Genomic DNA, 24,797 nt, shown 5'->3' with positions numbered 1-24,797 from the left:
AGATAGGGTGCTGCGAAGCTCCATTCTTCGTCGGACACATCGGTCGGATACCCTTTGCGATCTGCTCTTTTCATCCCGCCAGGATACTAGGTCTCCCGCAAAGTGCCTAACACGCTCTAGGGAGCTGCGTACGTCCACGTCCATGGCTCGACGCGTGACGCAGGCATATAGTCGACGTACGTGCCGGGGCCGATAAAGCGTATTTTCAGGAAGAGACTGTTATGGATAGCTCAATGTCGGCGTATGCGCCCCGGGCGTAACGAACCTCGGTCCATCGGGTTAGTCGAGATTACTAAATCGCTATTTATTGGTTGACGGCTCTTTGTCGGAGTGGTGTTCGATTAATGATTCGACTCCGATCTGCCGAATTGGAAAAATTAAGTTATCACGCGTGATTCAATAGGCGATAGCGTGCTAACTCAAACGGCCTTTCAGCGCATGAGTCAGGTCGGCGGGCGAACGGCCGCTATCTGAGAACAGGGGACATGTGAATGCCCCCCTCGATCTTCCCTTCGCTATATGAGCCCTTGAGCAGCCATGGCTAACAGCAACCGCTCTGCCCCGATGCCGAAGCCGGCGCCCTCCCGGTATGCCCCTCCGCCTACAACTTGCTCTTGCGCGCCGAGTTCGGTGCAGCGCATTTCGAACCCTTGGCCGTTCAGGTAATAGCTGAGTCCCCTGCGAGCCGCACCATCGATTTCATAACGCACTCCGAGTGAATCGAGAAAGCCGACCGCAATCTCCTGGCTCCGCTGCGCAGCCAGTTCAGGATTTGGGCAAAGGTATTCGAATCCCAGTTGCGAAAACTCCCGATAGCGGCCGGCCTGCGGTCGCTCGTATCGATAGCAGCGCGCAACGTAGAACAGCATGCGCGCCTCTCGTTGACCAAGCAGTGCGATGCACCTCTCCTGGAATAAGGCCGTGGCTTCCGGGATCAGGCAGCAAGGTCGTCCCTTCTTATCCGGAAAGGCCCACATCTGGCCGATGATCTTACTGCCGCCGGCCTTCTGGACGAACGTATCCTGCGACCACAAGGCAGGCACGATAGCCTCTTCGGCTCCAGCATCAATGAAGATAGCTCCGGAACCGATCTTCCAGAGTGCGTATTTGTGCGGCTTCCTTCCCAACGATAAAACGAGTTCCGCGAATCATGGTCATGAGATCCTCTCGAGTCCGGAAAATAAAAAAAGGCGCCTGAGGCGCCTTGATCGTTTGTGCATGGAGACGGAGAAAACGAACTCCCGAATTCCTTGCTATGGACGTAACGAATCACGGCGCACTGGATCGTGGCCGTGATGATGGTAAAGCCGGGTCGATACGTTACGAAGTTCCATATAGACAATACTGACACACAAAACCTGGAAGCACCATCCTGCACTGAACTCGTCGAGGCGAGCGCAAACGAAACGGGGCGCTTCCGTACAGGCCACGCCCCGCGAATTCAATCTGTCGGCAGAAGATCAGTTCCGCGCTTTTTCAATTGCGCCGACGGCCAGTTGGCGCGCGAGATCGCCGTACAACTCGGCCCACTTGCCGAGCAAGCCAGGGTCGTCAGTAAGAAGAGCGGATGCTCGGCCCACGCGCTCACGTCCGCGCCTTTCCAGGCCATTTCGAAGATTCGCAGATCTTCGTCCTCGCTCACGCCAATGTCGACCATTTCGCGGAACGACGCGAGATCGGCGAGTTGCACGTTCCGCACCGGGATCGTGTGAATGGCAGCCAGTGCGCTCGCCGCGCGCTCGCGGGCATCTTCGCGAGTGCCAGCGAACACGAACACGATGCTGTCTTCGTCGGCGTGACTGAATACGGCCCGATAGAGCGAGGATCTGCAGCGATCGCTGAGTTGCGTGCCCATGGTTGCCTTGATTGCTGAAGACGGTTCGCCATCTTGGCCGGTGGATCGGGTGCCGCCCGGTTGCGCTTCCGGTCGGTGCTTTCGGTTGCGGCATCTGTCGCTGCACAGGTACAGATACATTCCGCATACGACAAGACAAGCCAGCGAGAGAATTCCCACACCCCCAAGTACAGCCAGATCAGCGTGCGCCATTTCAGGCCCCCTTCAGTCCCGCTTATACTTCGTCTCCCATGTCCGAAGCCTTCCGGCAAGTTCAGTCGAGTCCGGGGCCGCGGCGTATCGGTCTGCGCCCTTCGTCGGATAGCATGAGGCTTTCAGCGAAGGGCGACGCTACGAGTATCCGGCGAGGTTCCCCAGCGATCAACTGAGCACACCTCTCTATTGACCAAAGCGGTTCACTATAGGACGCTAGTGGGCTGGAGTGCCGGAACCGCAAAGCGCTCGTAAGCGCAATTGCACGGCCTTGAGGGCCGCTGCTTATTACCGCCTTATCCACACAATGTTATAACGCTGTGCCGGAAAAGGCAGACTTGATCTGGTAAACCCAGGTGCTTGCGGTAACGTACGTCGTGAAAGTGATTGTGCTGCCCGATCACACCACCCCGCCGTCTCTCAAGACGGCTTCTCCCGTGCGAGGATTCGTCAGGGTGACGTTCTCCAGCGCCTTGATTCGCCACTCGCCAGCCTGCCGCGTCAGCACCGCAAGGATCAGCGTATCGACAGCATGCGGCCCCGCCGGATGCGCCGCACCGGCCGTGAGGCGGCTCCAGAAGTGCATGAGCGCCGCATCACCGCCGATCGCGACCACGTCGATCAACTCGTTCTGCAGCGTGGAATCGCTGTAGATAGTGGCGTGGATGGGTGCATGCAGCTCGATGATCGCCTCGACGCCGCGCACGTAATGCCCGAACCGGTTCACGAAGGTCGCGTCCTCATGGAACAACGCTCCGAGGGACTCCATGTCGTGACTGTTCCAGGCGTTCTGAAACGCATGGAGCGCGTCTTCGGGTTGTCTCATTTGACTCATGTGGATTCTCTCAAGTGTTTACACTGGGACGCCGGACGCCCACCGCTCACGTTACTCACGCCCCTCACGCCCCAGTACGCCCCCGTACCCGCCGGCGTCCCGCCACACTCCGCGCAGGCGCCACGACCTCCGCCAGCAATTCTTCATGCAAGCCCCGCAAAACCTCGACGAACGCCGATGCGAGCCGCTCCCGCGGCCGGTGCGGAGGAAACAGCAGATAGGTCTGAAAACGCGTAGCCGGCAAGAAAGGGCGAATCTCGATCCCGGGTCCTGCGAAGTCGCGCGCGACGATCGGATGTGCTAGCGTCACCCCCATGCCGTGACGCACCATCTCGCAGCACATTGCAGTGTATTGCGCTTCGATCGCGAGGACGCGCTGCACGCCCGCGCGCTGGAACACCTCGTCCATCTGCGCACGCGTGCCGTCGCCGTGACACAGCGAGATGAACGACTCGCCTTCCAGATCCTCCGGCTTGATGCTGTGCTTCGCCGCCAGCCGGTGCGCCGCCGGCATCACACACACGGCAGCCACGTCCGACAACTGCTCGACCTCGCAATCGGACGCCTCGCTGACATACACGGCCACGCCGAGGTCGCAAAACTGCGACGCCGTCCAATGATTGACCGTGCCCGACGTATTCACGTGCAGCGACACGGTGACTTCCGGGAATAGCTCGACAAAGCGTTTGATCGCATGCGGCACCAGCGTCATGCCCGCCGAAGGCATTGCCGCGATGCGCAAACGCCCGCTGCCGAGATTGCGAATCTGCGCCGCGGCAGCCGCCAACCCTTGCAAGCCGACGAACGCGCGTTCGACTTCGCGAAAGAACGCCTCGCCCTCGCTGGTTGGAATCAGACGCACGCCGCTGCGCTGAAAGAGCTGCAAGCCCGTGTCGCGCTCCAGTTGCGCGATCAGACGGCTGACGTTCGGCTGCGAAGTGAAGAGCGCCTTGGCCGCGGCGGTCATCGATCCCGACACCATCACCGCGCGAAACGCCTCGATGTGCTTGAGATTCATCCGTATTCTCCCTTAGACGAGGCCCACCAATCCATATCATCCATGCATAGATAGGTATTTTATTCGTATTGGACGACATGACCAGCCGGCGCGACACTGCATTGTAACGACGGGCAGTGAAGCCCGCCTCCCCACACCGGAACTGGAGATCGTCGTCATGAGAAGAGCGTTGCATCGCCGTCTGTCCGCCCCATCCCGCACCGCCATCGCGGCGCTTTCATTCACTTCCGCCCTCGCCGCGCCGCTCTTCGCGCAAGCCGAGACCACGCTGTATGTCGCCAATGTCGGCGGCTCCAACGAGCAGGTCTACCGGCAAAAAATCATTCCACCGTTCGAAAAGGCGCACAACGTCAAGATCGTCTACGTCGCCGGAAATTCGAGCGATACGCTCGCCAAGTTGCAGGCGCAGAAAGGCCATCAGCAGATCAACGTCGCGGTGATGGACGATGGTCCCATGTATCAGGCGATGCAGCTCAACCTGTGCGCAAAGCTCGACGACGCGCCCGTGATGAAAGACCTCTACCCGCTCGCGAAGCTCGGACCGACCGCGATCGGCGTCGGCATGGTGGCGACCGGCATCGGCTACAACGAAGAGGCGTTCAAGAAGGCCGGCCTGCCGCCGCCCGATTCGTGGAAGGCGCTCACGGACAGCCGCATCAAGGGCAAACTCGGCGTGCCGCCGATCACCAACACCTATGGTCTGCATACGCTCGTGATGCTCGCGCGTCTTTCCGGCGGCGGCGAGAAGAACATCGATCCAGGTTTCGCCGCGATGACCAAGGACGTCGCGCCGAACGTACTCTCCTGGGCACCCACGCCAGGCGAAATGGACGGCCAGATGCAGGCGGGCGACGTGATTCTCGCGCCCTATGGCAGCGGCCGCGCAGTCGCATTGCAGAACACCGGCTTTCCGCTCAAGTTCATTTACCCGAAGGAAGGCGCGGTCGCGCTGCAGGTAGCGGCATGTGCCGTCGCGGAAAACGCCCAGCCGCAGTTATCGCAGCAGTTCGTGCAATACCTGTTGAGCCCGGAAGTGCAGACGTTGCAAGCGCAAGGCATCGGCCTGGGTCCGGTCAACAAGACCGTCAAACTCACGCCGGAGATTGCCGCGCGCGTGCCCTACGGTCCCGAACAGATCTCGAAGCTGACCGCGATGGACTGGACCACGATCAACCAGCATCGCACCGAGTGGACCGAGCGCTGGAACCGTTCGGTCGAACGCTGAACTCCGACACCAGCAAGTCCCTCGCGCGGCGCGCGATCTGATGAAGGAGCAAGGCGTATGGCCTTCCTGACTTTGCAAAACATCTCGAAACGCTACGGCGATTTCACGGCAATCGAACACCTGGATCTTTCCGTCGAACGCGGCGAACTGCTTTCGCTGCTCGGACCGTCCGGCTGCGGCAAGACCACTACGCTGCAAATGGTCGCGGGCTTCGTCACGCCAACCACCGGCAGCATCCTGCTCGATGGCCGCGACATTACGCACGAGCGTCCCGAGAAACGCGGCATCGGCGTGGTATTCCAGAGCTACGCGCTGTTTCCGCACATGACGGTGGCAGGCAACGTCGGCTTCGGGTTGGAGATGCGCAAGGTCAAGCGCAAGGAGCGCGATGAGCGCGTTGCCGAGGCGTTGTCGCTCGTGCGCCTGAACGGCCTCGGGCACCGCTATCCGAAGGAACTGTCGGGCGGCCAGCGGCAGCGTGTGGCGATTGCTCGCGCTATCGCGATGCAGCCCGAACTGCTGCTGCTCGACGAGCCGATGTCCAACCTCGACGCCAAGTTGCGCGAAGAGATGCACATCGAATTGCGCGCGATCCAGAAGCGGCTCGGCATCACGACGATTCTCGTCACGCACGATCAGGTCGAAGCGATGACCATGAGCGATCGCATCGCGGTGATGCATCGCGGCGTGATTGCGCAACTGAGCACGCCTTACGACGCGTATGAGCGCCCCGCCACGCCGTTTGCCTCGACGTTCCTCGGGCGCACCAATGCATTTTCCGGCGAAGTGCTGCGCCGCAATCCGCGCTGCGCCGAGGTAGAGGTCGCGGGCACCACCCTGCATGTCCCGCACGAAGGCCGTCATGTCAACGGCGCGGTGAACGTGTATATCCGTCCGGAAAAGGTGCATCTGGCCAATGGCGATGCGCGGGTGCGCGGCCGCATCTCGACACGTGTTTTCGTCGGCAATCAATGGCTGCTCGAAGTGGACACCGAACTCGGCAAGCTGCGTATCGCGCAACCGAACCACGGCGCGCCGCCGCCCGAGGAAGGCGACGAAGTCGGCCTTGCGTGGACCGACGACGACCTGCGCGTGCTCACGCAAGACAACCAGGAGAGCCCTCATGGCCACGCTTGACGACGCCCGTCCTGGCGCCGCGCCGTGGCTGCTGTCGGGGCCCGCGCTGCTGTTGTTCATCGGCTTGCTGTTGGTGCCGATGCTGCTCACGCTGATGCTGTCGTTCCGCGTCTTCAGCGATACGGCGGGTGTCACGGCCGCCTATACGCTCGCCAACTACTGGGAAGTCGTCAGCGACCCGTATTACGGCACGATCTTCCTGCGCACCGCCGGTCTCGCCTTCGCCGTCACGCTGCTGTCCATCGTGCTCGGCGTGCCGGAGACCATCGTGCTCGCGCGCATGAGGCGTCCGTGGCAGTCGCTCTGTCTGTTGATCGTGCTGGGCCCGCTGCTCATCTCCGTGGTGGTGCGCACGCTCGGCTGGCAGATTCTGCTCGGCAACAACGGCGTGCTGAATAACGTTCTGCAAGCGCTGCACGTCACCAGCGAACCCATTCGCCTCGTGTTCACGATGACCGGCATGATCATCGCGCTCACCCACGTACTGGTGCCGTTCATGGTGATGTCGGTCTGGGCGACGATGCAGAAGCTCGATCCGCAGGTGGAATGGGCCGGCCGCTCGCTCGGTGGCTCGCCGTTCGCGGTGTTCCGCCGCGTGGTGCTGCCGCAGATCATGCCGGGCGTGCTGTCGGGTTCGATCATCGTATTCGCGTTGTCGGCCTCGGCGTTCGCCACGCCCGCGCTGATCGGCGGCCGGCGCCTCAAGGTGGTCGCCACCGCGGCCTACGACGAGTTCCTCGGCACGCTCAACTGGCCGCTCGGCGCGACTATCGCCGTGCTGCTGCTGATCGCCAATGTGGCGATCGTGATGGGTTGCAGCCGGCTCGCCGAACGCCGCTTCCAGCACATCTTCGACTGAGCGAAGGAGACGATCATGAAACAGAACGGCATTCTCGGCCTCGTCTACAACGCGTTCTTTCTGACTTTCATTCTCGCGCCGCTCGCGGTGGTGATGCTCGTGGCGTTCACCGACAAGGGCTTCATCTCGATGCCTTTCGACGGCGCGTCGCTGCGCTGGTTCCGCGCGATCCTCGAGAACGGCGACATCGTCGCGGCATTCTGGCTCTCGGTGCGGCTCGCGTTCGCGGCGGCGACGATCGGCGTGTTGCTGGCGGTGCCTGCCGCGCTGGCGATCGCCCGCTATCGCTTTCCGGGCCGCGCCGCGCTCACGAGCTTCTTCCTCTCGCCGATGATGATTCCGGCAGTCGTGCTCGGCATCGCGTTCCTGCGCTTTCTGTCGCTGCTGCATCTGTCCGGATCGTTCTGGTCGCTGGTGTGCGCGCACGTAATCATCGTGCTGCCGTATGCGCTGCGGCTCGCGCTGTCGTCAGCGGTCGGGCTGGATCGCGATGCCGAACGCGCCGCGCTCTCCTGTGGCGCGAGCCGCTTCACCGCCTTTCGCCGCGTGGTGCTGCCGATGATCCGCACCGGCGTGGCGGGCGGCTGGGTGCTCTCGTTCATCCAGAGCTTCGACGAACTGACCATGACCATTTTCGTCGCGACGCCCGGCACCACCACGCTGCCCGTCGCCATGTACAACCAGATCGCGCAGACGATCGATCCGCTGGTCGCTTCGGTGTCGGCGGTGCTGATCGTCGGCACGGTCCTTTTGATGATCCTGCTCGACCGCATGGTCGGCCTGGATCGCATTCTGATCGGAGAAACCCGATGACATTGACTAGCACCGCCAGCCCCGACGTCCTTGTATTGGGCGGCGGCCTCGTCGGTTCGGCCGTGGCCTACGGACTCGCCCGCGAAGGCGCGCGCGTGACCGTGCTCGACGAGGACGACGGCGGCTTTCGCGCGTCGCGCGGCAATTTCGGCCTCGTCTGGGTTCAGGGCAAGGGCTATGGCCTGTCGCCTTATGCACGGTGGTCGCGCAGTTCGGCCACGCGCTGGCCGGGACTCGCGGAAGCGCTGATGCAGGAAACAGGCGTGAACGTGGCATTGCGTCAGCCCGGCGGCTTTCACTTCTGCTTCGACGACGACGAACTCGCCGAACGCGAAAAACGCCTCTCGACACTGCAAGCCGAACTGGGCGATTACCCCTACCAGATGCTCGACGCCGCGGAAGTCCGCGCGCGCATTCCGCAGATAGGCCCCGCGGTGATCGGCGCGAGCTATACGCCAATGGATGGTCACGTGAACCCGCTCAAGCTCCTGCGCGGACTGCACACCGCCATGCAGGCGCGCGGCGTGCGGCTCGTGTCGGGCGAACGCGCGGAACGCATCGAGCCGCAAGCGCAGGGCTTCGTCGTGCATGGAAAGCGCGGGACGTATCGCGCGGCGCGGGTCGTGCTCGCTGCCGGGCTCGGCAATCGCACGCTCGCGCCGTTCGTCGGACTCGAGGCGCCGGTCGCGCCCAATCGCGGCCAGGTGCTGGTGAGCGAGCGCGTCGCACCGTTTCTCGAGTATCCGACGCTCAATGTACGCCAGACCGACGAAGGCAGCGTGCAGTTCGGCGATTCGATGGAAGAAGTCGGCTTCAACGATTTCACGACCACGCATGTGCTCGCCGACATCGCCCGGCGCGGCGTGCGCGCGTTCCCGATGTTGCATGACGTGCGGCTCGTGCGCATGTGGGCCGCGTTGCGCGTCTACAGTCCCGACGGTTTTCCGATCTATGACCAGTCCGAGGCACACCCCGGCGCATTCGTCGTCACCTGCCATAGCGGCGTGACGCTGGCGGCCGCGCATGCGCTGCGCGTCGCGCCGTGGATCATGGGCGCGCCGATGCCCGAGGAATTGCCCACTTTCTCCGCGCGCCGCTTCGAGCACGCCGGAGAACTGACTCCCGCTCATTGAATTCGACATGACTACCCAATCGACTCACACACTCTTCAAGCCGCTGCCGGACGCGCAAGGCGCAGCCGTTGCGAGCGTCGACATCTGGTTCAACGACCGGCCGCTGTCCGTGCCGGGCGCCCGCTCCGTGGCGGCGGCGCTGCTCGCCGCAGGCGTATCGCGCTTTCGTGCGACGCCCGTGTCGGGCGCAGCGCGCGCGCCTTTCTGCATGATGGGCGCGTGCTTCGAATGTCTCGTCGAAATCGATGGCGTGCCGAGCCGCCAGGCCTGCATGGTCGAAGTCAAAGCCGGCATGCGAATCCGCTCGCAGGAAGGCGCGCGCGACCTGCCGCCCGCAAACCTGACCGACGCACCGTTGGAGAACGCCCATGGCCGCTGATTTCGCATCCGATTTCGCTTCCGAAGCCGTCGACGTGGTCGTGGTGGGCGCCGGCCCCGCGGGCATGAGCGCGGCGACGCGCGCGGCGCGTGCCGGCCTCAAAACCGTGCTGATCGACGAACAGGACGCCGTGGGCGGCCAGATCTATCGCGGCATCGGCCGCGCCGATGCGCGCCGCAAGGAGATTCTCGGGCCGGACTACGCAGCGGGCTCCGCCATTGCCGATGCGTTCGCCGCCTCCGGCGCGCGCCACGTGACCCATGCGACGGTGTGGCAGGTCACGCGCGAGCGCGGCGTCAATTATCTGAAGGACGGCAAGATCGGCAGCGTCGACGCGCAATGCGTGATTCTCGCGAGCGGTGCGTTGGAGCGGCCCTTCCCGATTCCGGGCTGGACGCTGCCCGGCGTGCTGACGGCGGGCGCAGCGCAAATTCTGTTGAAGAGCGCGGGCGAAGTGCCGGCCGCGCCGCCGGTGCTGGCGGGCTGCGGGCCGCTGCTGTATCTGCTCGGCTGGCAGTATGTGCGCGCCGGCGTGCCGATCCGCGCGCTGGTCGATACCACGCGTCACGAGGACCGCTGGCGCGCGAAGCGTCACGCGCTGGCGGCGCTGCGCGCGTGGCCGTTTCTGAGTAAAGGCTTGCAACTGATCCGCACGCTGCGCGAAGCGGGTGTGCCGATCTTCGAGGCGGCGGACGATCTGCGCGTGGAAGCGCGCATCGGCACAGATCACGTCGAGCGCGCCGCCGCGCTTCACTTCACGACACAAGGCACGGCGCATCGTATCGAAGCCGATGTGATCCTGCTGCACCAAGGCGTCGTGCCGAACACGCAATTCACGCAAGCGCTGCGCGCGTCGCACCGCTGGGACAACGCGCAGCTCTGCTTCACCCCGAAAGTCGATGCATGGGGCGAACTGGACGTGCCCGGCATTTTCGTCGCGGGCGATGGCGCGGGCATCGGCGGCGCGCAGGCAGCGGCCTTGCAGGGCACGCTCGCAGGTCTCGCGGCGGCCGCGCAACTCGGCGCGATCACCCCGGCGACACGCGACGCGGAAGCCGTCGCGCATCGCCGCGCACTGGCGGGCGTGATGCGCATCCGGCCTTTTCTCGACAGCCTGTATCGTCCGCGCGACGTCAATCGCATTCCGCGCGACGAGACTATCGTGTGCCGTTGCGAGGAAGTCACCGCGGGCGAGTTGCGCAAGTTCGTCGAACTCGGCTGTGTCGGACCGAATCAGGCGAAGTCGTTCGGACGCTGCGGCATGGGTCCGTGTCAGGGACGCATGTGCGGCCTCACCGTGACGGAAGTGATCGCCGACGCGCGCCGCGTCTCGCCCGCCGAAGTCGGCTACTACCGCATCCGTCCGCCGATCAAGCCGCTCACGCTCGGAGAACTCGCTGGTGAGTGACACGACCGAGATTCAGGAAGCCGATGTCCTCGTGGTCGGCGGCGGGCTGCATGGCACGAGCAGCGCGTTCCACATGGCGCGGCGCGGCGCGAAGGTGATCGTGCTCGAAGCCGACTACGTCGCGCGTCATTCGTCGGGCGTGAATGCAGGCGGCGTGCGCACGCTGGGCCGTCCATTGCCCGAGATTCCGCTTGCGCTGATGTCGCGGGAAATCTGGCACGGCATGACCGATCTGCTCGGCGAGGATGGCGGCTTCGTTCCTTCCGGTCAGTTGAAGATCGCCGAAACGGATGACGAACTCGATGCGTGCCGCGAGCGCGTCGCCCTGCTCGAATCGCATGGATTCACGCACGAAAAGGTCATCGACCGGGAGACCGTGCTCGAACTCGAACCGGCGCTCGCGCGGCATGTCACTGGCGGAATCTGGGTGGAGCACGACGGCTACGCACTGCCCTATCGAACCACCACGGCATTCCGGCTCGCCGCGCAACGACTCGGCGTGCTGTTTCTGGAAGGCACGCCGGTGCGCCGCATCGAACAGCGTGGCACGCGATGGTTCGCCGTCACGTCACACGGCACGTTCAGCGCGCAAAAGCTGCTCGTCACCGCGGGCGCGTGGTCCGGCGAATTGGCGAAGCAGATCGGCGAGCCCGTGCCGGTGCACCCCGAAGGTTTGATGCTGATGGTCACGCATCGTGTTGCACCGTTCTGCTCCGCGACGCTCGGCGCAACGGGCAGGCCGCTGTCTTTCAAGCAGTTCGACAACGGCACCGTGGTAATTGGCGGCAAGCTGATCGGCATTGCGGATCTTGCCAATCGTCACGGCGAAGTCGATTTCGTTCGTCTCGTGCGCAGTGCGCGCACCGTGACCGATCTGTTTCCTCATCTGCGCAATCTTGGCGTGAACCGCGCGTGGGCCGGCGTCGAAGCGTTTACCGAAGATGAACTGCCGGTCATCTCCGCGAGCCGCAAGGCGTCGGATCTGTATTACTCGTTTGGCTATTGCGGCAGCGGCTTTCAGCTCGGGCCGGGCTGCGGCAAGCTCGTGTCCGAACTGATGCTCGACGGCGCGCCGTCGATTTCGCTCGATGCGTTTGCCATCGATCGCTTTGGCCGCACCGCGGAGTCGTCCTTTAGCGGTGCTTCGTCTCTAGCGACGCATTAAACGCTGTTATTTCTTTGCGCCGTCGTGCGAGCAATCAGCGCGCGGCGACTTCGTTCGACTTCAACTGGAGAGAGTGTCATGACCGATATCGTTCGTATCGAAACCAATCAACGCATGAGCCGCGTCGTCAAGGCGGGCGGCCTCGTATTCGTCGGCGGCCAGACTTCCGCCGATCACACCCCTGACGTGAAACTCCAGACCGCTAAGGTGCTGGAGAAGATCGACAATTTTCTGGAGAAGGCCGGCATCGACAAGACGCGACTCGTCTCCGCACAGATCTGGCTCGCGGACATTACCCGCGATTTCGCGGGAATGAACGAGGTATGGGACGCATGGGTTCCGCAAGGTAGCGCACCTGCGCGCGCCACGGTGCAAGCGAAGCTTGCCGCGCCCGAGTTCCTCGTCGAAATCGCGGTGGTGGCACTTGCCTGAGAGGCGCTGCTGGCGCGGGTGTTTATCTGGCGCCTGAGGGTTCGCCGACAAACGCCTTCTACCTGGTTGATTGCCGATACAGCGCAGGAAGAAAGCGCCTGCCGGATTGTTGACATGAAGCCGGGTAGCCTGCAGTCTACGCACGTTAGGGCAGCGTTGTGCTCCTCCCGTCCGGAGGACTGACCAAAGAGACCAAACGTGCCAAGGAACAGCCCCGTTCTCCATCGCGCCCGGAAAGGACCCATCAGGCCAAGGCGCCCGTGGCTCTTCATCACGGGTGCGATTCTGCTGGTGGCCGTGTCGGGCTGGTTGCTGGCGATCATTCTCGAACCCGCGTTTCAACATACGATCGTCATTACATCCGGAGCGGACGAGGGAATCTATCGCGGCTTTGCGGACCGCTACGGCCCGATCCTGAAACGCAAAGGCGTGACGCTCGATATCCGCAGTTCTTCCGGTTCGATCGAAAATTATCAGCGGCTGAAGGATCCAGACAGCGCTTACCAGGTCGGCTTTATCCAGTCAGGCACGACGAGTCCGAAAGAGACCGACAACCTCAAAACGATCGCCGCGGTCTCGTACGAACCGATCTGGGTGTTCTATCGCGGCGACACCACGATTGACCGGTTGGCGCAATTGCGTGGCAAGCGGATTTCCATTGGCGTTCCTGGCAGTGGTCTGCTCAACGTCGCGCTGCAATTGCTCGCCTACAGCGGTGTCTCAGGCGACGACGCCAAGCTGTTGCAAATGGACGCTACCAAAGCGTATCAAGGTCTCGAAACGGGACAACTCGATGCGGCGTTCTTTATTGGCAGGCCGGATGCCGATATGCAACGAACCCTGCTCAACAGCAATCTGAAGCTAATGAGCTTTGCTCAGGCCGACGCGCTAGCCCAAAAATTTCCGGCACTCTCCAAAGTCATTTTTCCGCGCGGCTCGACGAGCATTGCCAATGATCGTCCGTCGGCGGATGTCACCCTGCTCGCCGCAACGGCTTTGCTCGTGGCGAAAGACTCGTTGCACCCGGCCTTCGTCTATCTGTTGCTGGATGCGGCCAGCGCTGTCCATGGCCGCGAAGATTACTTCACGCCACTCGGCACGTTTCCCAACGTCAACACCGACGAATTTCCCGTTTCCGACGAAAGCATTCGCTACTTCAAATCTGGCCGTCCGTTCCTGCAACGCTACCTTCCGTTCTGGCTGGCCAGTTTTATCGAGCGGCGTCTTCTGATTCTTCTGCCCTTCGCGGCTTTGCTGCTTGGCGTGCTTCAGGCGTTGCCCCGAATCGCGGAGACACGGATCAAAAACCGCCTCGTAGTCTGGTATCGCGAAGTGAAACTGCTGGAAGATGAGATATGGCGAAGTGAACGGCCGAGCCAGGAACAGATCTCGCAATGGAGCGCCGAGATCGAACAGATCGACGCGAACGCTAACCAGATACGCATGCCGCAGCGTTATCTTCCAGATGTGTACGCCCTCAAGCTGGCAATTGAAGTCGTTAGAGGGCGGATTTCCCACATGGCTGCGCAGATAAATAAATAGCCTGACAGGAAAGTCGAAGGGCTCGGATCCCACGCGAGGCGGCCATGTTCGGTCGCCCTGCGAGATCGACTACATGTTCGGATAATTCGGACCGCCGCCGCCTTCAGGCGTCACCCACACGATGTTCTGCGTCGGGTCCTTGATATCGCAGGTCTTGCAGTGCACGCAGTTCTGCGCGTTGATCACCAGGCGCTCGGTGTTGTCGTCGTTCTTCACGAACTCATACACTGCTGCCGGACAGTAACGTGACTCCGGGCCGGCGTAGGTCTGCCAGTTCACGTTCACTGGCACCGAAGGATCTTTCAGCGTCAGGTGAGCGGGCTGGTTCTCTTCGTGGTTCGTGTTCGAGATGAACACTGAAGAGAGCCGGTCAAACGTCAGCTTGCCATCGGGCTTCGGATAGACGATCGGCTTGCATTGCGAAGCCGGCTTCAGCATCTCGTGATCTGAATGTTGGTGATGCAGCGTCCACGGCACATTGCCGCCCAGCAGCTTCTGCTCGATGCCCACCATCAGCGTGCCGAGGTAGAGACCCTTGCTCATCCACTGCTTGAAGTTGCGCGCACGATGCAGTTCGGTATGCAGCCACGAGGTCTTGAAGCTCTCCGGATAGGCGGTGAGTTCATCACTGGTGCGTCCAGCCTGCACAGCTTCAAAAGCGGCGTCGGCGGCCAGCATGCCGGTCTTGATCGCCGCATGTGAGCCCTTGATCCGCGATGCATTCAGGAAGCCCGCATCGTCGCCGACCAGTGCGCCGCCCGGGAACACCAGTTTCGGCAGCGACATCAGACCACCGGCCGTGATTGCCCGTGCGCCGTACGACACCCGCTTGCCGCCTTCGAGCACAGCACGGATTGCCGGATGCGTCTTGTAGCGCTGGAATTCCTCGAACGGCGACAGGTACGGATTCGTGTAGCCAAGTCCGACCACAAAACCCACCACCACCTGGTTGTTATCCATGTGATAGAGGAACGAGCCTCCGTACGTGTCGTTCTCCAGCGGCCAGCCGGCGGTGTGCATCACCAGACCCGGCTTGTGCTTCGACGGATCGATCTCCCACAGTTCCTTGATGCCGATACCGTAGACCTGCGGATCGACGCCTTCGCGCAGTTTGAACTTGTCGTTCAGCTGACGGCCGAGGTGCCCACGCGCGCCTTCGCAGAACAGCGTGTACTTCGCGTGCAGCTCCATGCCGAGCTGGAAGTTCTCGGTCGGTTCACCGTCCTTGCCGATCCCGAGGTTGCCGGTGGCGACGCCTTTGACCGAACCGTCGTCGTTATAGAGGATTTCAGCCGCAGGAAAGCCCGGGAAAATCTCCACGCCCAGCGCCTCGGCCTGCTGACCCAGCCAGCGCGTCACATTCGCGAGGCTGATCACGTAATTGCCGTGATTCTTGAAGTTATCCGGCAATGCCCACACCGGCACGCTCTTCGAACCGGTTTCGGTCAGGAACAGGAACTTGTCTTCGGTCACATCCACGGTCAGCGGTGCGCCTTTTTCTTTCCAGTCCGGAATCAGCTCGGTCATGGCGCGTGGATCCATGACCGCGCCCGAGAGGATATGCGCCCCGATCTCCGAGCCTTTTTCCAGTACGCACACGCCAATCTCGACGCCTTGTTCCGCCGCCAGCTGCTTCAGGCGAATCGCCGCGGACAGGCCGGCCGGGCCGCCGCCGACGATCACGACGTCGTATTCGATTGCTTCGCGGGCGAACTCATCGTCGCCCAGGAATGTCGGGATTGACACAGCACCGATCTCCAATATTTTCTAGTTGATAACGCAACAACATGCCGCGCCTGAGCAAACGATTCAAACCCGTCGATCTCCGGCGTCCACCTCGAAGAGGACGCCGCTCAACCTGGCGACGCAACCGGTCCTGCCGCGCCGGGCAATACCGGCATGCGCGCCACGTTCATTGACGGCCGCTTTGTTTCCGGGGGGAACACCGACCACGAACCATCGTCGTGGCGGAAGAAAAAAATCGACAGCTCACCGGTCGCCCGCCTCGACGCCACGCACACATAACGCCACCGGCCGGCACGGGAGTGACTGAAAAGCGTCACCCGTGCCCGCATTTGCGATTCAGGTCCAAACCACTTTTCGACGAGACCGCGCAACGATGTTTCCCGGGTATTCACTGCCTCTCCTCTCATGAAGGCTGACACGGATCGGAACCGCGATCCCGCTCGATACTTCATGGACTCACAGTAAGGCAATGCGCTTCCCGTGCCACCACCCCGGTGGGGTAGAACGCCTTTCCTCCGCGGCAACACCACATGAATAACGGGACATTTCCCCATCCAGGGCAACAAGGTTTTCCCTAGCCTACCTGTTCCGGGTGGTTGCCCACCCTCGCGCACCCTTTACCGTGGCGCTACAAAGTCCGCATTACCGGCCAGGACAGCGAAGTCCGCCGGGAGCAGGACTACCGGAGACAACCTATGACCGCTTCCCCTGATTTCCAGGTAAAGTCCGCGTGGACGATGACCTTCCTGCTGACGGGGCTCGCCCTCATCAATTTCCTGGACAAGATCGTGCTCGGTCTAGTGGCCGTGCCGTTGACGGCCGAACTGCACCTGTCTCCGGAAAAATTCGGACTTGTCGCCGGCAGCTTCTTCTGGCTCTTTTCCATTTCGACAGTCCTCGTGGGGTTTCTTTCGAACCGCTTCCAGACCCGCTGGCTATTGCTGGCAATGGGTCTCAGTTGGGCGGTACTTCAATTGCCGCAGGCCATGGCGACGAGCGCGCTGGGGCTGCTCATCTGCCGCGTGATCCTGGGCGCCGCCGAAGGCCCGGCGTTTCCGGTTTCCGTGCATGCGTTGTACAAGTGGTTCCCCGACCGCAAACGCAATCTGCCCGTCGCCATCATCAACCAGGGCGCGGCTTTCGGCATGCTGCTGGCCGGCCTGCTGATTCCGCTCGTCACGAGACAGTGGGGATGGCGTATGAACTTTCTGCTCCTCGGCGCGATAGGCGCGACGTGGAGCGTACTGTGGGCATGTTTCGGGCGCGAGGGCGGCCTCGGTAAGCAGCAAGCCGCGCCGATCGCGCGAAACCGCACGTCGCGGCTACCATATCGGAGAATCCTCACGGACCGTTCGGTCCTCTCGGTGTTCGCACTCGGATTCACCGCCTACTGGACCTTGGGCCTGAGCCTGACCTGGATCCCCACCTACCTCGAAAAAGGGCTCGGATTCAGCGGTGTCGATGCGGGTCGTTGCTTCGCCGTGGTGGTCGCGACCGCCACTCCGGTCAACGTGGGCCTGAGCTGGTTATCCCAACGCATGCTCGGACGCGGCGTGTCCACACGCAAGGCGCGTGTCCATCTGATCTGTTTGTCGGCGGTTGCCGGGGCTCTGCTGTATATCACCCTCATGCTGCTTCACCTGCCGCCGTTGCAGAAAGTGGCGCTACTCGCGGTGGCCGGCGCATTGCCGACGTTGAGCTTCACGCTGGCTCCCGCGCTGCTCGCCGAAATGGTCCCGGACATTCAGCGCGGGGCGCTCGTCGCCATCCACACGGCACTCGCAAGTCTTGGCGCCGCATTCGCACCGGCCGTGATGGGACGGATCGTACAGGTCTATGGCGGCGGCAACAGCCATGCCTATGAACTCGGCTTCACGGTCAGCGCCGTCCTGCTGATCGCGGCCTCTCTCGCCGCCGTGCGCTGGCTTCATCCTGATCGCTCGCACAGAACACTCAATCACTTCGCAACGCAAGCCGCGACTTGATCGATCTGGCTATGGCAGCAGCGATAAAGACAACAGCCGCTGCGCGTGCACACATTCCTTTCAACGAACAGAGGCGCCATGATCAGACCTGGTAACAACGCTCGCAGCAGCATGATCGCGGCCGAGTACGACTATATCGTCGTCGGCGCAGGCTCCGCGGGCTGCGCGGTGGCCGCCAGACTGGCGGAGGATCCATCAGTCACGGTCGCTCTGCTCGAGGCCGGTCCGCATGACCATCACATGAGCGTATGGGTGCCGATCGGTCTGGCATCGACTGTGCAAAAGGCCGGTCCGCGCAACTATGCTTATTTCACGGAACGTCAGCCCGGCCTTAACGAACGCCCGTCCTTTCAGCCGCGAGGACGCGGACTGGGCGGCAGTTCGTCGATCAATGGCATGGTCTACATTCGTGGACATCGCAACGATTACGACGAATGGGCCGCTCTGGGTTGTACGGGTTGGGGCTACGACGACGTCCTGCCCTACTTCCGCCGCAGTGAATGCAACCAGCGCCACGCCGGACGTACTGACGATCCGTGGCACGGTGGCGACGGTCCGCTGCACGTGAGCGACCTGCGAACGCCCAACCCGTTCTCGCATCGTTTCGTGAATGCCGCGCTGCAAGCCGGATTGCCGCTGAACACGGACTTCAACGGCGCGGAGCAGGAAGGCGCCGGCCTCTATCAGGTCACGCAGTTCAATGGCGAACGCTGGAATGCCGCGCGTGCCTACCTGCACAACGGCAATGCGAAAGATCCGGACCTGAACGGCGGCCGCCCGAACCTGCACGTGCTCCCGGACACGCAGGTGTTGCGTCTTGTCATCGAGAACCAACGTGCGCGCGGCGTCAGCGTGGTGCGGGCAGGCGTCGAGCAAACCTTGCGGGCGCGGCGCGAAGTCGTGCTCAGTTGTGGCGCCTTCAATTCGCCGCAGTTGCTGATGGCCTCGGGCATCGGTGCGGCCGGGCATCTGCGCAGCCACGGTATCGAGGTCGTGCAGGATCTGCCCGGCGTGGGCGAGAATCTGCAGGACCACCTCGACGTGATCGTCAACAAACAGGTCAAATCCAACGACCTCTATGGCTACTCCGCAGGCGGCTTTCTGCGGCTCGCATCCGGCATGTGGCGTTACCGGCGCGATCGCAGCGGCATGGTCAGTTCCAATTTCGCGGAGGCAGGCGCCTTTGTGAAAAGCCGCCCCGACCTGGCCATACCGGACGTGCAGTTAGCTTTCGTTCTCGCCCTGCTCGGCAATCGTAACGTGGCGAAACGCCGCAAACTCGGACATGGCTATTCCTGTCACGCCTATATTCTGCGGCCGCAGAGCCGCGGTCACGTGCGTCTACGTAGCGCGGACATGCGCGACGCGCCGTCGATCGATCCACGCTTTCTGTCAGCGGAAGCCGACATGGAAGCGCTGGTCGCCGGTGTCAGGATCGTCCGCCGTATTTTCGCGCAGCCGGCGCTGGCCGAAGCGGGCGGAAAGGAACTGTTGACGGACGATTTCGGACCGGACGATTCGAACGAAGAAGCGATCCGGGCGTTCGTGCGCAGCCATGCCGACAGCGTCTTTCACCCGGTGGGCACCTGCAAGATGGGAATCGACGCAATGGCCGTGGTCGACCCGAGCCTGCGCGTGCGCGGCATTGAAGGGCTGCGCGTGGCCGACGCGTCGATCATGCCGACGCTGATTGGCGGCAACACGAATGCACCGGCCATCATGATCGGCGAGAAAGCCGCTGATCTGATTCGCGCCGACCACCGCTAGACGGCCGCCCCGCGCGCTGAAGCGGCGCGCAAACGGCGTCGCACGAAACCAGAACCCGGCATACGCGCCCCGCGTGCGCCTGTGAAACCGTCCCAACTGCCGCGAGCCCCACGCGCCGCGGCACATGCGGGCCCTGACAAATGGAGACATGACATGCAAGCAACAGAGATCGCGCCCGATTCGACAGCGGTGCACGCCAATTCCGACAACGCCTGGCCGTTCGCCGTCGAACGCTATACACCGACTATCGGCGCGGAGATTCGCGGCGTCGATCTGCGCGATCCGCTCGACGACGACACTTACGCTGCATTGCGCCGCGCACTGCTGAAGTTCAAGGTTCTGTTTTTCCGCGACCAGGACATCAGCCCAGCCCAGCACGTCGCCGTGGCAAAGCGATTCGGTGAACTGGAGATTCATCCCGCGTTTCCGCATCACCCGGAGCATCCGGAACTGGTGATCCTCGGCCGCAACGATACCAAGCGCGGCCGGGAGAACCTGTACCACTCCGACGTATCGTGGCGCGAGATTCCCTCCATGGGCTCCATGTTGCGATGCGTGCAATGCCCCGAGGTCGGCGGCGACACCATGTGGATCAACATGGTCGCGGCCTACGAGAATTTGCCCGGCGACGTGAAGGCGAAAATCGCCGGCCTCAAGGCGGTCCACGACTTCCTTCCGCTATTCGGCATTGCGGTGCCCGTGGACCAGCACGCAACGATGCGCGCGAAGTTTCCGCCCGTCGAGCACCCGGTCGTGCGAGTCCACCCCGAAACTGGCGAGAAGATCCTCTACGTCAACGAAGCGTTTACCACGCATCTGTCGAATTACGGCCATTTGACCGCGAAGGAGTATCGCGTCGGCTTCGACTACAAGCTCGCCGAAATGGAACTGCTGCAGTACCTGTTCCGCCAGGCCCAGGCGCCGGAATATCAGGTCCGCCTCAAGTGGCGCCCGAACACGATCGCCTTCTGGGATAACCGCTCGTGCCAGCACTATGCGGTCCAGGACTACTTCCCGGCGCCGCGCCACATGATGCGTGCGACGGTGATCGGCGATCGTCCGGTGGCAGCCTGAGTTCGACGCGCCCCACAGAATCCCAGGAAACGAAATGAAAACGCTGAACACCTTCTATATCGGCGGCCAATGGGTCGAGCCGTCCGCCGGCAGCACGCAGACGGACATCGTCAATCCGGCCACCGAGACGCTGACCGGCCAGCTCACGATGGGAACCGCGCAAGACGCGGATCGCGCCGTCGCCGCGGCGCGATCCGCCTTTCCGGTCTGGTCGGAATCGAGTCGCGCCGAGCGGGTCGCGCTGCTCGAGCGGATCATCGAATGCTACCGCGCGCGGCTCGACGACATTGCCGAGGCGGTCCGCATCGAGATCGGCGCGCCCATTACGCTATGCAAGCATCTGCAGGCCGCGATCGGCCTCTCGCAGCTTCAGGCCGCAGTGGAGACGTTGCGCCATTTCGAGTTCGAGACTCAACACGACAAGAGCTACGTGCGCCGCGAAGCGGTCGGCGTCGCGGCGCTGATCACGCCGTGGAACTGGCCGTTGAACCAGATCGCCGCCAAAGTCGCGCCGGCCCTGGCAGCGGGCTGCACCGTCGTGCTGAAGCCTTCCGAAATCGCTCCGCTCGACGCTGTGATCTTCGCCGAAATCATGCACGAAGCGGGCACGCCGCCCGGCGTCTTCAACATGATCTTTGGCGAAGGGCGCATCGTCGGCGCACGGCTGTCGTCGCATCCCGACGTGGACATGGTGTCGATTACCGGCTCGACGCGTGCCGGCGTGGAAGTGGCGGTAAGCGCTGCGCCCACGGTCAAGCGCGTGGCGCAGGAACTCGGCGGCAAGTCGCCTCTGCTGATTCTCGACGACGCCGATCTGCAGGCCGCTGTGACGAGCGGCGTGGCCCAGTGCATGGTCAATTCCGGACAGACCTGTGTTGCGCCGACCCGCATGCTGGTGCCACGCGAACGATACGACGAGGCCATGGCGATTGCCGCGGCGGTCGCCAATGGGATCGTTGTCGGCGATCCCGCGGACCCGGCCACCAAGATGGGCCCGATCTCGAACCGAGCGCAATACGAGAAGGTGCAGCACATGATCCGGGCCGGCATCGAGGAAGGCGCGAGGGTAGTTGCCGGCGGCCCCGGCAGGCCCGAAGGAATCGCGCAGGGCTTCTACGCGCGCCCGACTGTTTTCGCGGATGTTCGCAACGACATGAAGATCGCGCGCGAGGAAATTTTCGGACCGGTGCTGGTGATGATTCCATACGACAGCGAGGAACACGCCATTACGATGGCCAACGACACGGAATACGGACTCGCCGCCTATATCGCCACCAGCAACCCGGAACGCGCCCGCCGTGTGGCCGCGCGCCTGCGCGTGGGGTCGGTGCGGATCAACGGCGCGATGCTGGACATTACGGTTCCCTTCGGCGGCTATAAGACATCCGGGAACGGACGCGAGTATGGTCGAGAAGGGTTGGCCGAGTTTCTCGAATGCAAATCGGTGACAGGCTAAACCCCTGAACAAAGGGCCCGCTCACACACCGCGAGCGGGCCCCGACCTCACTGCAGGAACGCAAGAAATACGCTTTACAACGTGGATAACGTCAACGCGTTCGTGACTGAGGCCACGCCTTCAACCCCTTCAGCAGCCTGAGTCGCCAGACCGACCTGCGACTGTTCCGGCACCGTTCCTTCCAGTATTACCACGCCGTTATGCGCCCGCACCGTAATCGTGGTGGCCCTCAGCCCTTTCGTTTTGCTCAGCGCGCGAACCACGTTCTTCTGAAGCGCGCGGTCGGCGGCCTTGACGGCTTTCGCGTCCGACGCATATGACCGGCCGGATGCAGGGGCCGCAGCGCTGCTCTGCGCGTGCACGTCGAGTGATGCCAGAACGAGCAGCGCGCTGCCTACCAGCGTGAATACCTTGTTTTGTTTCATCGATGTTTTCCTGTTGTGATATCGGACCCGCTGAAGACCGTGACACAGTGCTCACGAACGACGCCGCCTCGCGGCGTCTTTCGTGAACGCATGCTGTCGTCAGAAACGATGTGTCATGCCGAGCACCGCAAGAACCTGCTTCGAACCGCTGGCGACGCCCGTCACACCAGGCCAGCTCATGTTCGCACTGCCATTGTTCTTCAGGTAGCCCGCGCGCATGTAGAGACTCGTACGCTTTGACAGACTGTGGTCGACGCCGACTTCGATACCCGGCGTATTGTCGTGAACGCCACGCACATCCCGTTCGATGCCGGCGATTTCGATCACGTCCGCGGGTGTGGCCTGGATCGTCGCGCCCAGCTCGATAATGCTGTACGAGTGAACCAGCGAAGCGAGCGGCAACTTGACTGCCGGCGTGATGGTGACGAGCGAGCCGGCAGGTGCATCCTTCGGCCGGTTATACGAATAGTTGAACTGGAAATTCACGATGCCCAGCCGGTATGCCAGCGCGCCGGTGAAGTGCTCCGTTCCCATCAGATCGAATGTGGTCAGCAGCGTCGGCGCGGTGGGCACCAGCGGCGCACTCTCCTGCGATCCGTGCTGATACTGGTAGCCCACGCCCGCATAGAAGCCGTAGCCCGAATAGTTCGCGGCCACGTCGACCATCGCGCCGGAGCGCACGGGCACGGGTTGCGTGACGGTGCTTGGCATCGCGTACATGGCGTAGACGTGCACGCCTCGCATGTCGGGTGACGAATAGAAGATCGAATTGCTGGTTCGCCCGGACACGTACTGCGTTGCGAGCGTGGAGCGGTCGGTTGCGCCGGCGAGGTCGGCCGCTGCCAGCGGCGACATGACTTCGTTACCGCGGAACGGGTCGGTGAAGTAGACGGCCCAGAAGCTCGGTTGATACTGACGCCCAAAGCTCAGTTGGCCATACGAATCGTGCTTCACTCCCACCCACGATTGCCGGTAGAACATCGCCGTGCTGTCCGCGAAGAAGCCTCCGTTGTTGATGTTGAAGCCGGTTTCGACGTCGAACACCGCCTTCAGACCGTTACCGAGGTCTTCGGATCCCTTCAGGCCGAACAGGGAACCCGTGGAGCCGCCACTTCGTTCGGAAAACGAATGTTTTCCGCCGTTATCCAGGTACTGGACGAACACGTCCGCCACCCCGTATAGCGTCACGCTCGACTGGGCCGCCGCTCCTCCGGCGGCGAGAATCAATGTAGCTCCGCAAATGCTCTGACTCATGAAACGCATGCATGTCTCCTCTTTGTGTTTGCCGTGCCCCACGGACACGGGTAAAGCAAACTCATGCAGATGTGCGACGGGACGACGGCCGGCACCAGCCCGGCCGGTCGTTGCGAGGCCATATTGCAGGGACGTCCGGGCAGATGACCTACCCAAACAGAGGGGGGACGGGAATACCCCGAGCGGTGAAAGATGTGGCGACATGCATCGAACTCGCCCCCCCGGTGCAGGGGGCGGCTGGCGTTCGGCGCTCAAATAGGCTCCGTGATATCGATCGCTCAAGGGCCCACGTGCTCCTCTCGCTGAACCACGAGATGTCCGTGTGTTTCGATCAACACCCGGCCTGATTCGTCTTCCATCAATCGAATGACTGCTTCTGTCAACGAGGTACCTATGCCTGCCATCCCATCGAATCCTTTAACGCGGCGGCTCGTTCACACCCGCCGGGTCGAGTGCATGGGCTTCGAACGAAGCGACGGCCTGTTCGATATCGAAGGTCGCATCCGCGATACGAAGGCGGAAGATGCCGATCTGCTCTTCAAGACCGTGCCGGCCGGCTCACCGATTCACGACATGCGCATCGTGGTCACGATCGATTCAAATCTCCTGATCCATCGCATCGAGGCGCATACCGACTCCTCGCCGAGCCGCTACTGCACGGAAATCAACGAGGCTTATGCCGGCTTACAGGGCGTGACCATCGGCGCGGGCTTCATGAAGGAGGTCAAGAGCCGCCTTACCGGTCCGAAAGGCTGCACGCATCTGACCGAGCTGCTCGGTCCCATTGCCACGACAGCTATCCAGACGCTGATGGGTTGGCGCAAAGGCGCCCCCGCCAACGCCGAGTCCGCCGACGGGGCAAACAACGTTCAGGCTCATCCCATGACCGACACCTGTCATGCGTGGCGCGCGGGTGGCGACGTCGTGCAATTCGTGTCGCGGCGCAAGCAGGAATCCGTGCGCGATACAGCACACACCGCCGGCGCGACCCGCCTGCCGGACCCAGGCTGATCCGGGAAGACACTCCCCTGTCCAACGTGAAAACGCTGCGAGCGCTGCGCTACAATGTGCCGATTATCATTTCGCCCTTTGGCCCT

Annotated in this window: 22 protein-coding genes; 15 read left to right on the top strand and 7 right to left on the bottom strand. The window is 62.6% G+C overall.

Annotation, left to right across the window (positions count from 1 at the left end; all coding sequences use genetic code 11):
• Positions 1–515 precede the first annotated feature (515 nt).
• From AC57B1_RS29460 to AC57B1_RS29445, 4 genes are all read right to left on the bottom strand, one after another.
• Positions 516–1,127, bottom strand: a complete 612-nt coding sequence (locus AC57B1_RS29460) for a HisS family protein (RefSeq protein ID WP_496419442.1) — start codon at positions 1,125–1,127, stop codon at positions 516–518.
• Between the two features lie 314 nt (positions 1,128–1,441).
• A complete protein-coding gene (locus AC57B1_RS29455) occupies positions 1,442–1,855 on the bottom strand; it encodes a hypothetical protein (protein WP_496419441.1) in 414 nt (137 codons plus the stop codon).
• 592 nt (positions 1,856–2,447) lie between these two features.
• Positions 2,448–2,873, bottom strand: a complete 426-nt coding sequence (locus tag AC57B1_RS29450; RefSeq protein ID WP_408348650.1) for a YybH family protein — start codon at positions 2,871–2,873, stop codon at positions 2,448–2,450.
• A gap of 73 nt (positions 2,874–2,946) precedes the next feature.
• Positions 2,947–3,900 (bottom strand): LysR substrate-binding domain-containing protein, encoded by a 954-nt coding sequence (locus tag AC57B1_RS29445; RefSeq protein WP_408348653.1) that lies wholly within the window; start codon positions 3,898–3,900, stop codon positions 2,947–2,949.
• A gap of 157 nt (positions 3,901–4,057) precedes the next feature.
• Here AC57B1_RS29445 and AC57B1_RS29440 point away from each other — a divergent pair, with 157 nt between their 5' ends.
• From AC57B1_RS29440 to AC57B1_RS29395, 10 genes are all read left to right on the top strand, one after another.
• Positions 4,058–5,125 carry an ABC transporter substrate-binding protein gene (locus AC57B1_RS29440; RefSeq protein ID WP_091804443.1) on the top strand — a complete coding sequence of 356 codons (1,068 nt, stop codon included), beginning with the start codon at positions 4,058–4,060 and terminating at the stop codon, positions 5,123–5,125.
• A gap of 57 nt (positions 5,126–5,182) precedes the next feature.
• The gene (locus tag AC57B1_RS29435; RefSeq protein WP_408348656.1) at positions 5,183–6,262 is read left to right on the top strand and encodes an ABC transporter ATP-binding protein; all 1,080 of its coding nucleotides are present in this window, start codon (positions 5,183–5,185) and stop codon (positions 6,260–6,262) included.
• On the top strand, positions 6,249–7,121 hold the full coding sequence (locus AC57B1_RS29430) for an ABC transporter permease (protein ID WP_408187669.1): 873 nt from the start codon (positions 6,249–6,251) through the stop codon (positions 7,119–7,121). Before AC57B1_RS29435 ends, AC57B1_RS29430 begins: the two co-directional genes overlap by 14 nt.
• Positions 7,122–7,136: 15 nt before the next feature.
• Positions 7,137–7,934: an ABC transporter permease gene (locus AC57B1_RS29425; protein ID WP_091804452.1), complete on the top strand. Its 798-nt coding sequence runs from the start codon at positions 7,137–7,139 to the stop codon at positions 7,932–7,934.
• Positions 7,931–9,067: an NAD(P)/FAD-dependent oxidoreductase gene (locus AC57B1_RS29420; protein ID WP_496419440.1), complete on the top strand. Its 1,137-nt coding sequence runs from the start codon at positions 7,931–7,933 to the stop codon at positions 9,065–9,067. Before AC57B1_RS29425 ends, AC57B1_RS29420 begins: the two co-directional genes overlap by 4 nt.
• Before the next feature lie 7 nt (positions 9,068–9,074).
• Entirely contained in the window at positions 9,075–9,446 is a 372-nt protein-coding gene (locus AC57B1_RS29415) for a (2Fe-2S)-binding protein (RefSeq protein WP_091804458.1), read from the top strand.
• Positions 9,436–10,854: an FAD-dependent oxidoreductase gene (locus AC57B1_RS29410; protein WP_408187672.1), complete on the top strand. Its 1,419-nt coding sequence runs from the start codon at positions 9,436–9,438 to the stop codon at positions 10,852–10,854. Before AC57B1_RS29415 ends, AC57B1_RS29410 begins: the two co-directional genes overlap by 11 nt.
• Positions 10,847–12,019: an NAD(P)/FAD-dependent oxidoreductase gene (locus AC57B1_RS29405; protein WP_408348664.1), complete on the top strand. Its 1,173-nt coding sequence runs from the start codon at positions 10,847–10,849 to the stop codon at positions 12,017–12,019. The genes AC57B1_RS29410 and AC57B1_RS29405 overlap by 8 nt, the downstream gene beginning before the upstream one ends.
• A gap of 78 nt (positions 12,020–12,097) precedes the next feature.
• Positions 12,098–12,451, top strand: coding sequence for a RidA family protein (locus AC57B1_RS29400; protein WP_496419439.1), 354 nt, complete (start codon positions 12,098–12,100; stop codon positions 12,449–12,451).
• Positions 12,452–12,649: 198 nt separating this feature from the next.
• The gene (locus tag AC57B1_RS29395; protein ID WP_496419438.1) at positions 12,650–13,993 is read left to right on the top strand and encodes a TAXI family TRAP transporter solute-binding subunit; all 1,344 of its coding nucleotides are present in this window, start codon (positions 12,650–12,652) and stop codon (positions 13,991–13,993) included.
• Positions 13,994–14,062: 69 nt separating this feature from the next.
• On the opposite strand, the gene AC57B1_RS29390 is transcribed toward AC57B1_RS29395, so the two are convergent.
• Positions 14,063–15,733 (bottom strand): electron transfer flavoprotein-ubiquinone oxidoreductase, encoded by a 1,671-nt coding sequence (locus tag AC57B1_RS29390; protein WP_496419447.1) that lies wholly within the window; start codon positions 15,731–15,733, stop codon positions 14,063–14,065.
• Positions 15,734–16,434: 701 nt separating this feature from the next.
• On the opposite strand from AC57B1_RS29390, the gene AC57B1_RS29385 reads away from it, so the two are divergent.
• The 4 genes from AC57B1_RS29385 to AC57B1_RS29370 all read left to right on the top strand — a co-directional run bounded on the left by AC57B1_RS29385 (position 16,435) and on the right by AC57B1_RS29370 (position 22,021).
• Entirely contained in the window at positions 16,435–17,724 is a 1,290-nt protein-coding gene (locus AC57B1_RS29385; protein WP_496419437.1) for an MFS transporter, read from the top strand.
• Positions 17,725–17,802: 78 nt separating this feature from the next.
• Positions 17,803–19,491 (top strand): GMC family oxidoreductase, encoded by a 1,689-nt coding sequence (locus AC57B1_RS29380; protein WP_496419436.1) that lies wholly within the window; start codon positions 17,803–17,805, stop codon positions 19,489–19,491.
• A gap of 153 nt (positions 19,492–19,644) precedes the next feature.
• Positions 19,645–20,565 (top strand): TauD/TfdA dioxygenase family protein, encoded by a 921-nt coding sequence (locus AC57B1_RS29375; RefSeq protein WP_408348676.1) that lies wholly within the window; start codon positions 19,645–19,647, stop codon positions 20,563–20,565.
• Positions 20,566–20,599: 34 nt separating this feature from the next.
• Positions 20,600–22,021: an aldehyde dehydrogenase family protein gene (locus AC57B1_RS29370; RefSeq protein ID WP_496419435.1), complete on the top strand. Its 1,422-nt coding sequence runs from the start codon at positions 20,600–20,602 to the stop codon at positions 22,019–22,021.
• A gap of 74 nt (positions 22,022–22,095) precedes the next feature.
• On the opposite strand, the gene AC57B1_RS29365 is transcribed toward AC57B1_RS29370, so the two are convergent.
• On the bottom strand, positions 22,096–22,446 hold the full coding sequence (locus AC57B1_RS29365; RefSeq protein WP_408183816.1) for a BON domain-containing protein: 351 nt from the start codon (positions 22,444–22,446) through the stop codon (positions 22,096–22,098).
• A 99-nt stretch (positions 22,447–22,545) separates the two neighbouring features.
• Positions 22,546–23,709, bottom strand: a complete 1,164-nt coding sequence (locus AC57B1_RS29360; protein ID WP_408348680.1) for a porin — start codon at positions 23,707–23,709, stop codon at positions 22,546–22,548.
• Positions 23,710–24,093: 384 nt separating this feature from the next.
• Here AC57B1_RS29360 and AC57B1_RS29355 point away from each other — a divergent pair, with 384 nt between their 5' ends.
• Positions 24,094–24,711 carry a DUF2889 domain-containing protein gene (locus tag AC57B1_RS29355; protein WP_496419434.1) on the top strand — a complete coding sequence of 206 codons (618 nt, stop codon included), beginning with the start codon at positions 24,094–24,096 and terminating at the stop codon, positions 24,709–24,711.
• Positions 24,712–24,797 lie beyond the last annotated feature (86 nt).

The sequence above is a fragment of the Paraburkholderia sp. BGA-UO-ETr-F21 genome (assembly GCF_059567925.1).
The sequence above is the reverse complement of the archived record's forward strand: the minus strand, read 5'-3'. Positions and strand labels throughout refer to the sequence as shown.

Bases quoted from the DNA above. Each gene is read 5' to 3' on its own strand.
- AC57B1_RS29415 (WP_091804458.1), top strand. From the start codon at position 9,075: ATGACTACCCAATCGACTCACACACTCTTCAAGCCGCTGCCGGACGCG.
- AC57B1_RS29400 (WP_496419439.1), top strand. From the start codon at position 12,098: ATGACCGATATCGTTCGTATCGAAACCAATCAACGCATGAGCCGCGTC.
- AC57B1_RS29410 (WP_408187672.1), top strand. From the start codon at position 9,436: ATGGCCGCTGATTTCGCATCCGATTTCGCTTCCGAAGCCGTCGACGTG.
- AC57B1_RS29455 (WP_496419441.1), bottom strand. From the start codon at position 1,855: ATGGGCACGCAACTCAGCGATCGCTGCAGATCCTCGCTCTATCGGGCC.
- AC57B1_RS29380 (WP_496419436.1), top strand. From the start codon at position 17,803: ATGATCAGACCTGGTAACAACGCTCGCAGCAGCATGATCGCGGCCGAG.
- AC57B1_RS29445 (WP_408348653.1), bottom strand. From the start codon at position 3,900: ATGAATCTCAAGCACATCGAGGCGTTTCGCGCGGTGATGGTGTCGGGA.
- AC57B1_RS29440 (WP_091804443.1), top strand. From the start codon at position 4,058: ATGAGAAGAGCGTTGCATCGCCGTCTGTCCGCCCCATCCCGCACCGCC.
- AC57B1_RS29430 (WP_408187669.1), top strand. From the start codon at position 6,249: ATGGCCACGCTTGACGACGCCCGTCCTGGCGCCGCGCCGTGGCTGCTG.
- AC57B1_RS29360 (WP_408348680.1), bottom strand. From the start codon at position 23,709: ATGCGTTTCATGAGTCAGAGCATTTGCGGAGCTACATTGATTCTCGCC.
- AC57B1_RS29425 (WP_091804452.1), top strand. From the start codon at position 7,137: ATGAAACAGAACGGCATTCTCGGCCTCGTCTACAACGCGTTCTTTCTG.
- AC57B1_RS29355 (WP_496419434.1), top strand. From the start codon at position 24,094: ATGCCTGCCATCCCATCGAATCCTTTAACGCGGCGGCTCGTTCACACC.
- AC57B1_RS29375 (WP_408348676.1), top strand. From the start codon at position 19,645: ATGCAAGCAACAGAGATCGCGCCCGATTCGACAGCGGTGCACGCCAAT.
- AC57B1_RS29420 (WP_496419440.1), top strand. From the start codon at position 7,931: ATGACATTGACTAGCACCGCCAGCCCCGACGTCCTTGTATTGGGCGGC.
- AC57B1_RS29370 (WP_496419435.1), top strand. From the start codon at position 20,600: ATGAAAACGCTGAACACCTTCTATATCGGCGGCCAATGGGTCGAGCCG.
- AC57B1_RS29365 (WP_408183816.1), bottom strand. From the start codon at position 22,446: ATGAAACAAAACAAGGTATTCACGCTGGTAGGCAGCGCGCTGCTCGTT.
- AC57B1_RS29450 (WP_408348650.1), bottom strand. From the start codon at position 2,873: ATGAGACAACCCGAAGACGCGCTCCATGCGTTTCAGAACGCCTGGAAC.
- AC57B1_RS29435 (WP_408348656.1), top strand. From the start codon at position 5,183: ATGGCCTTCCTGACTTTGCAAAACATCTCGAAACGCTACGGCGATTTC.
- AC57B1_RS29385 (WP_496419437.1), top strand. From the start codon at position 16,435: ATGACCGCTTCCCCTGATTTCCAGGTAAAGTCCGCGTGGACGATGACC.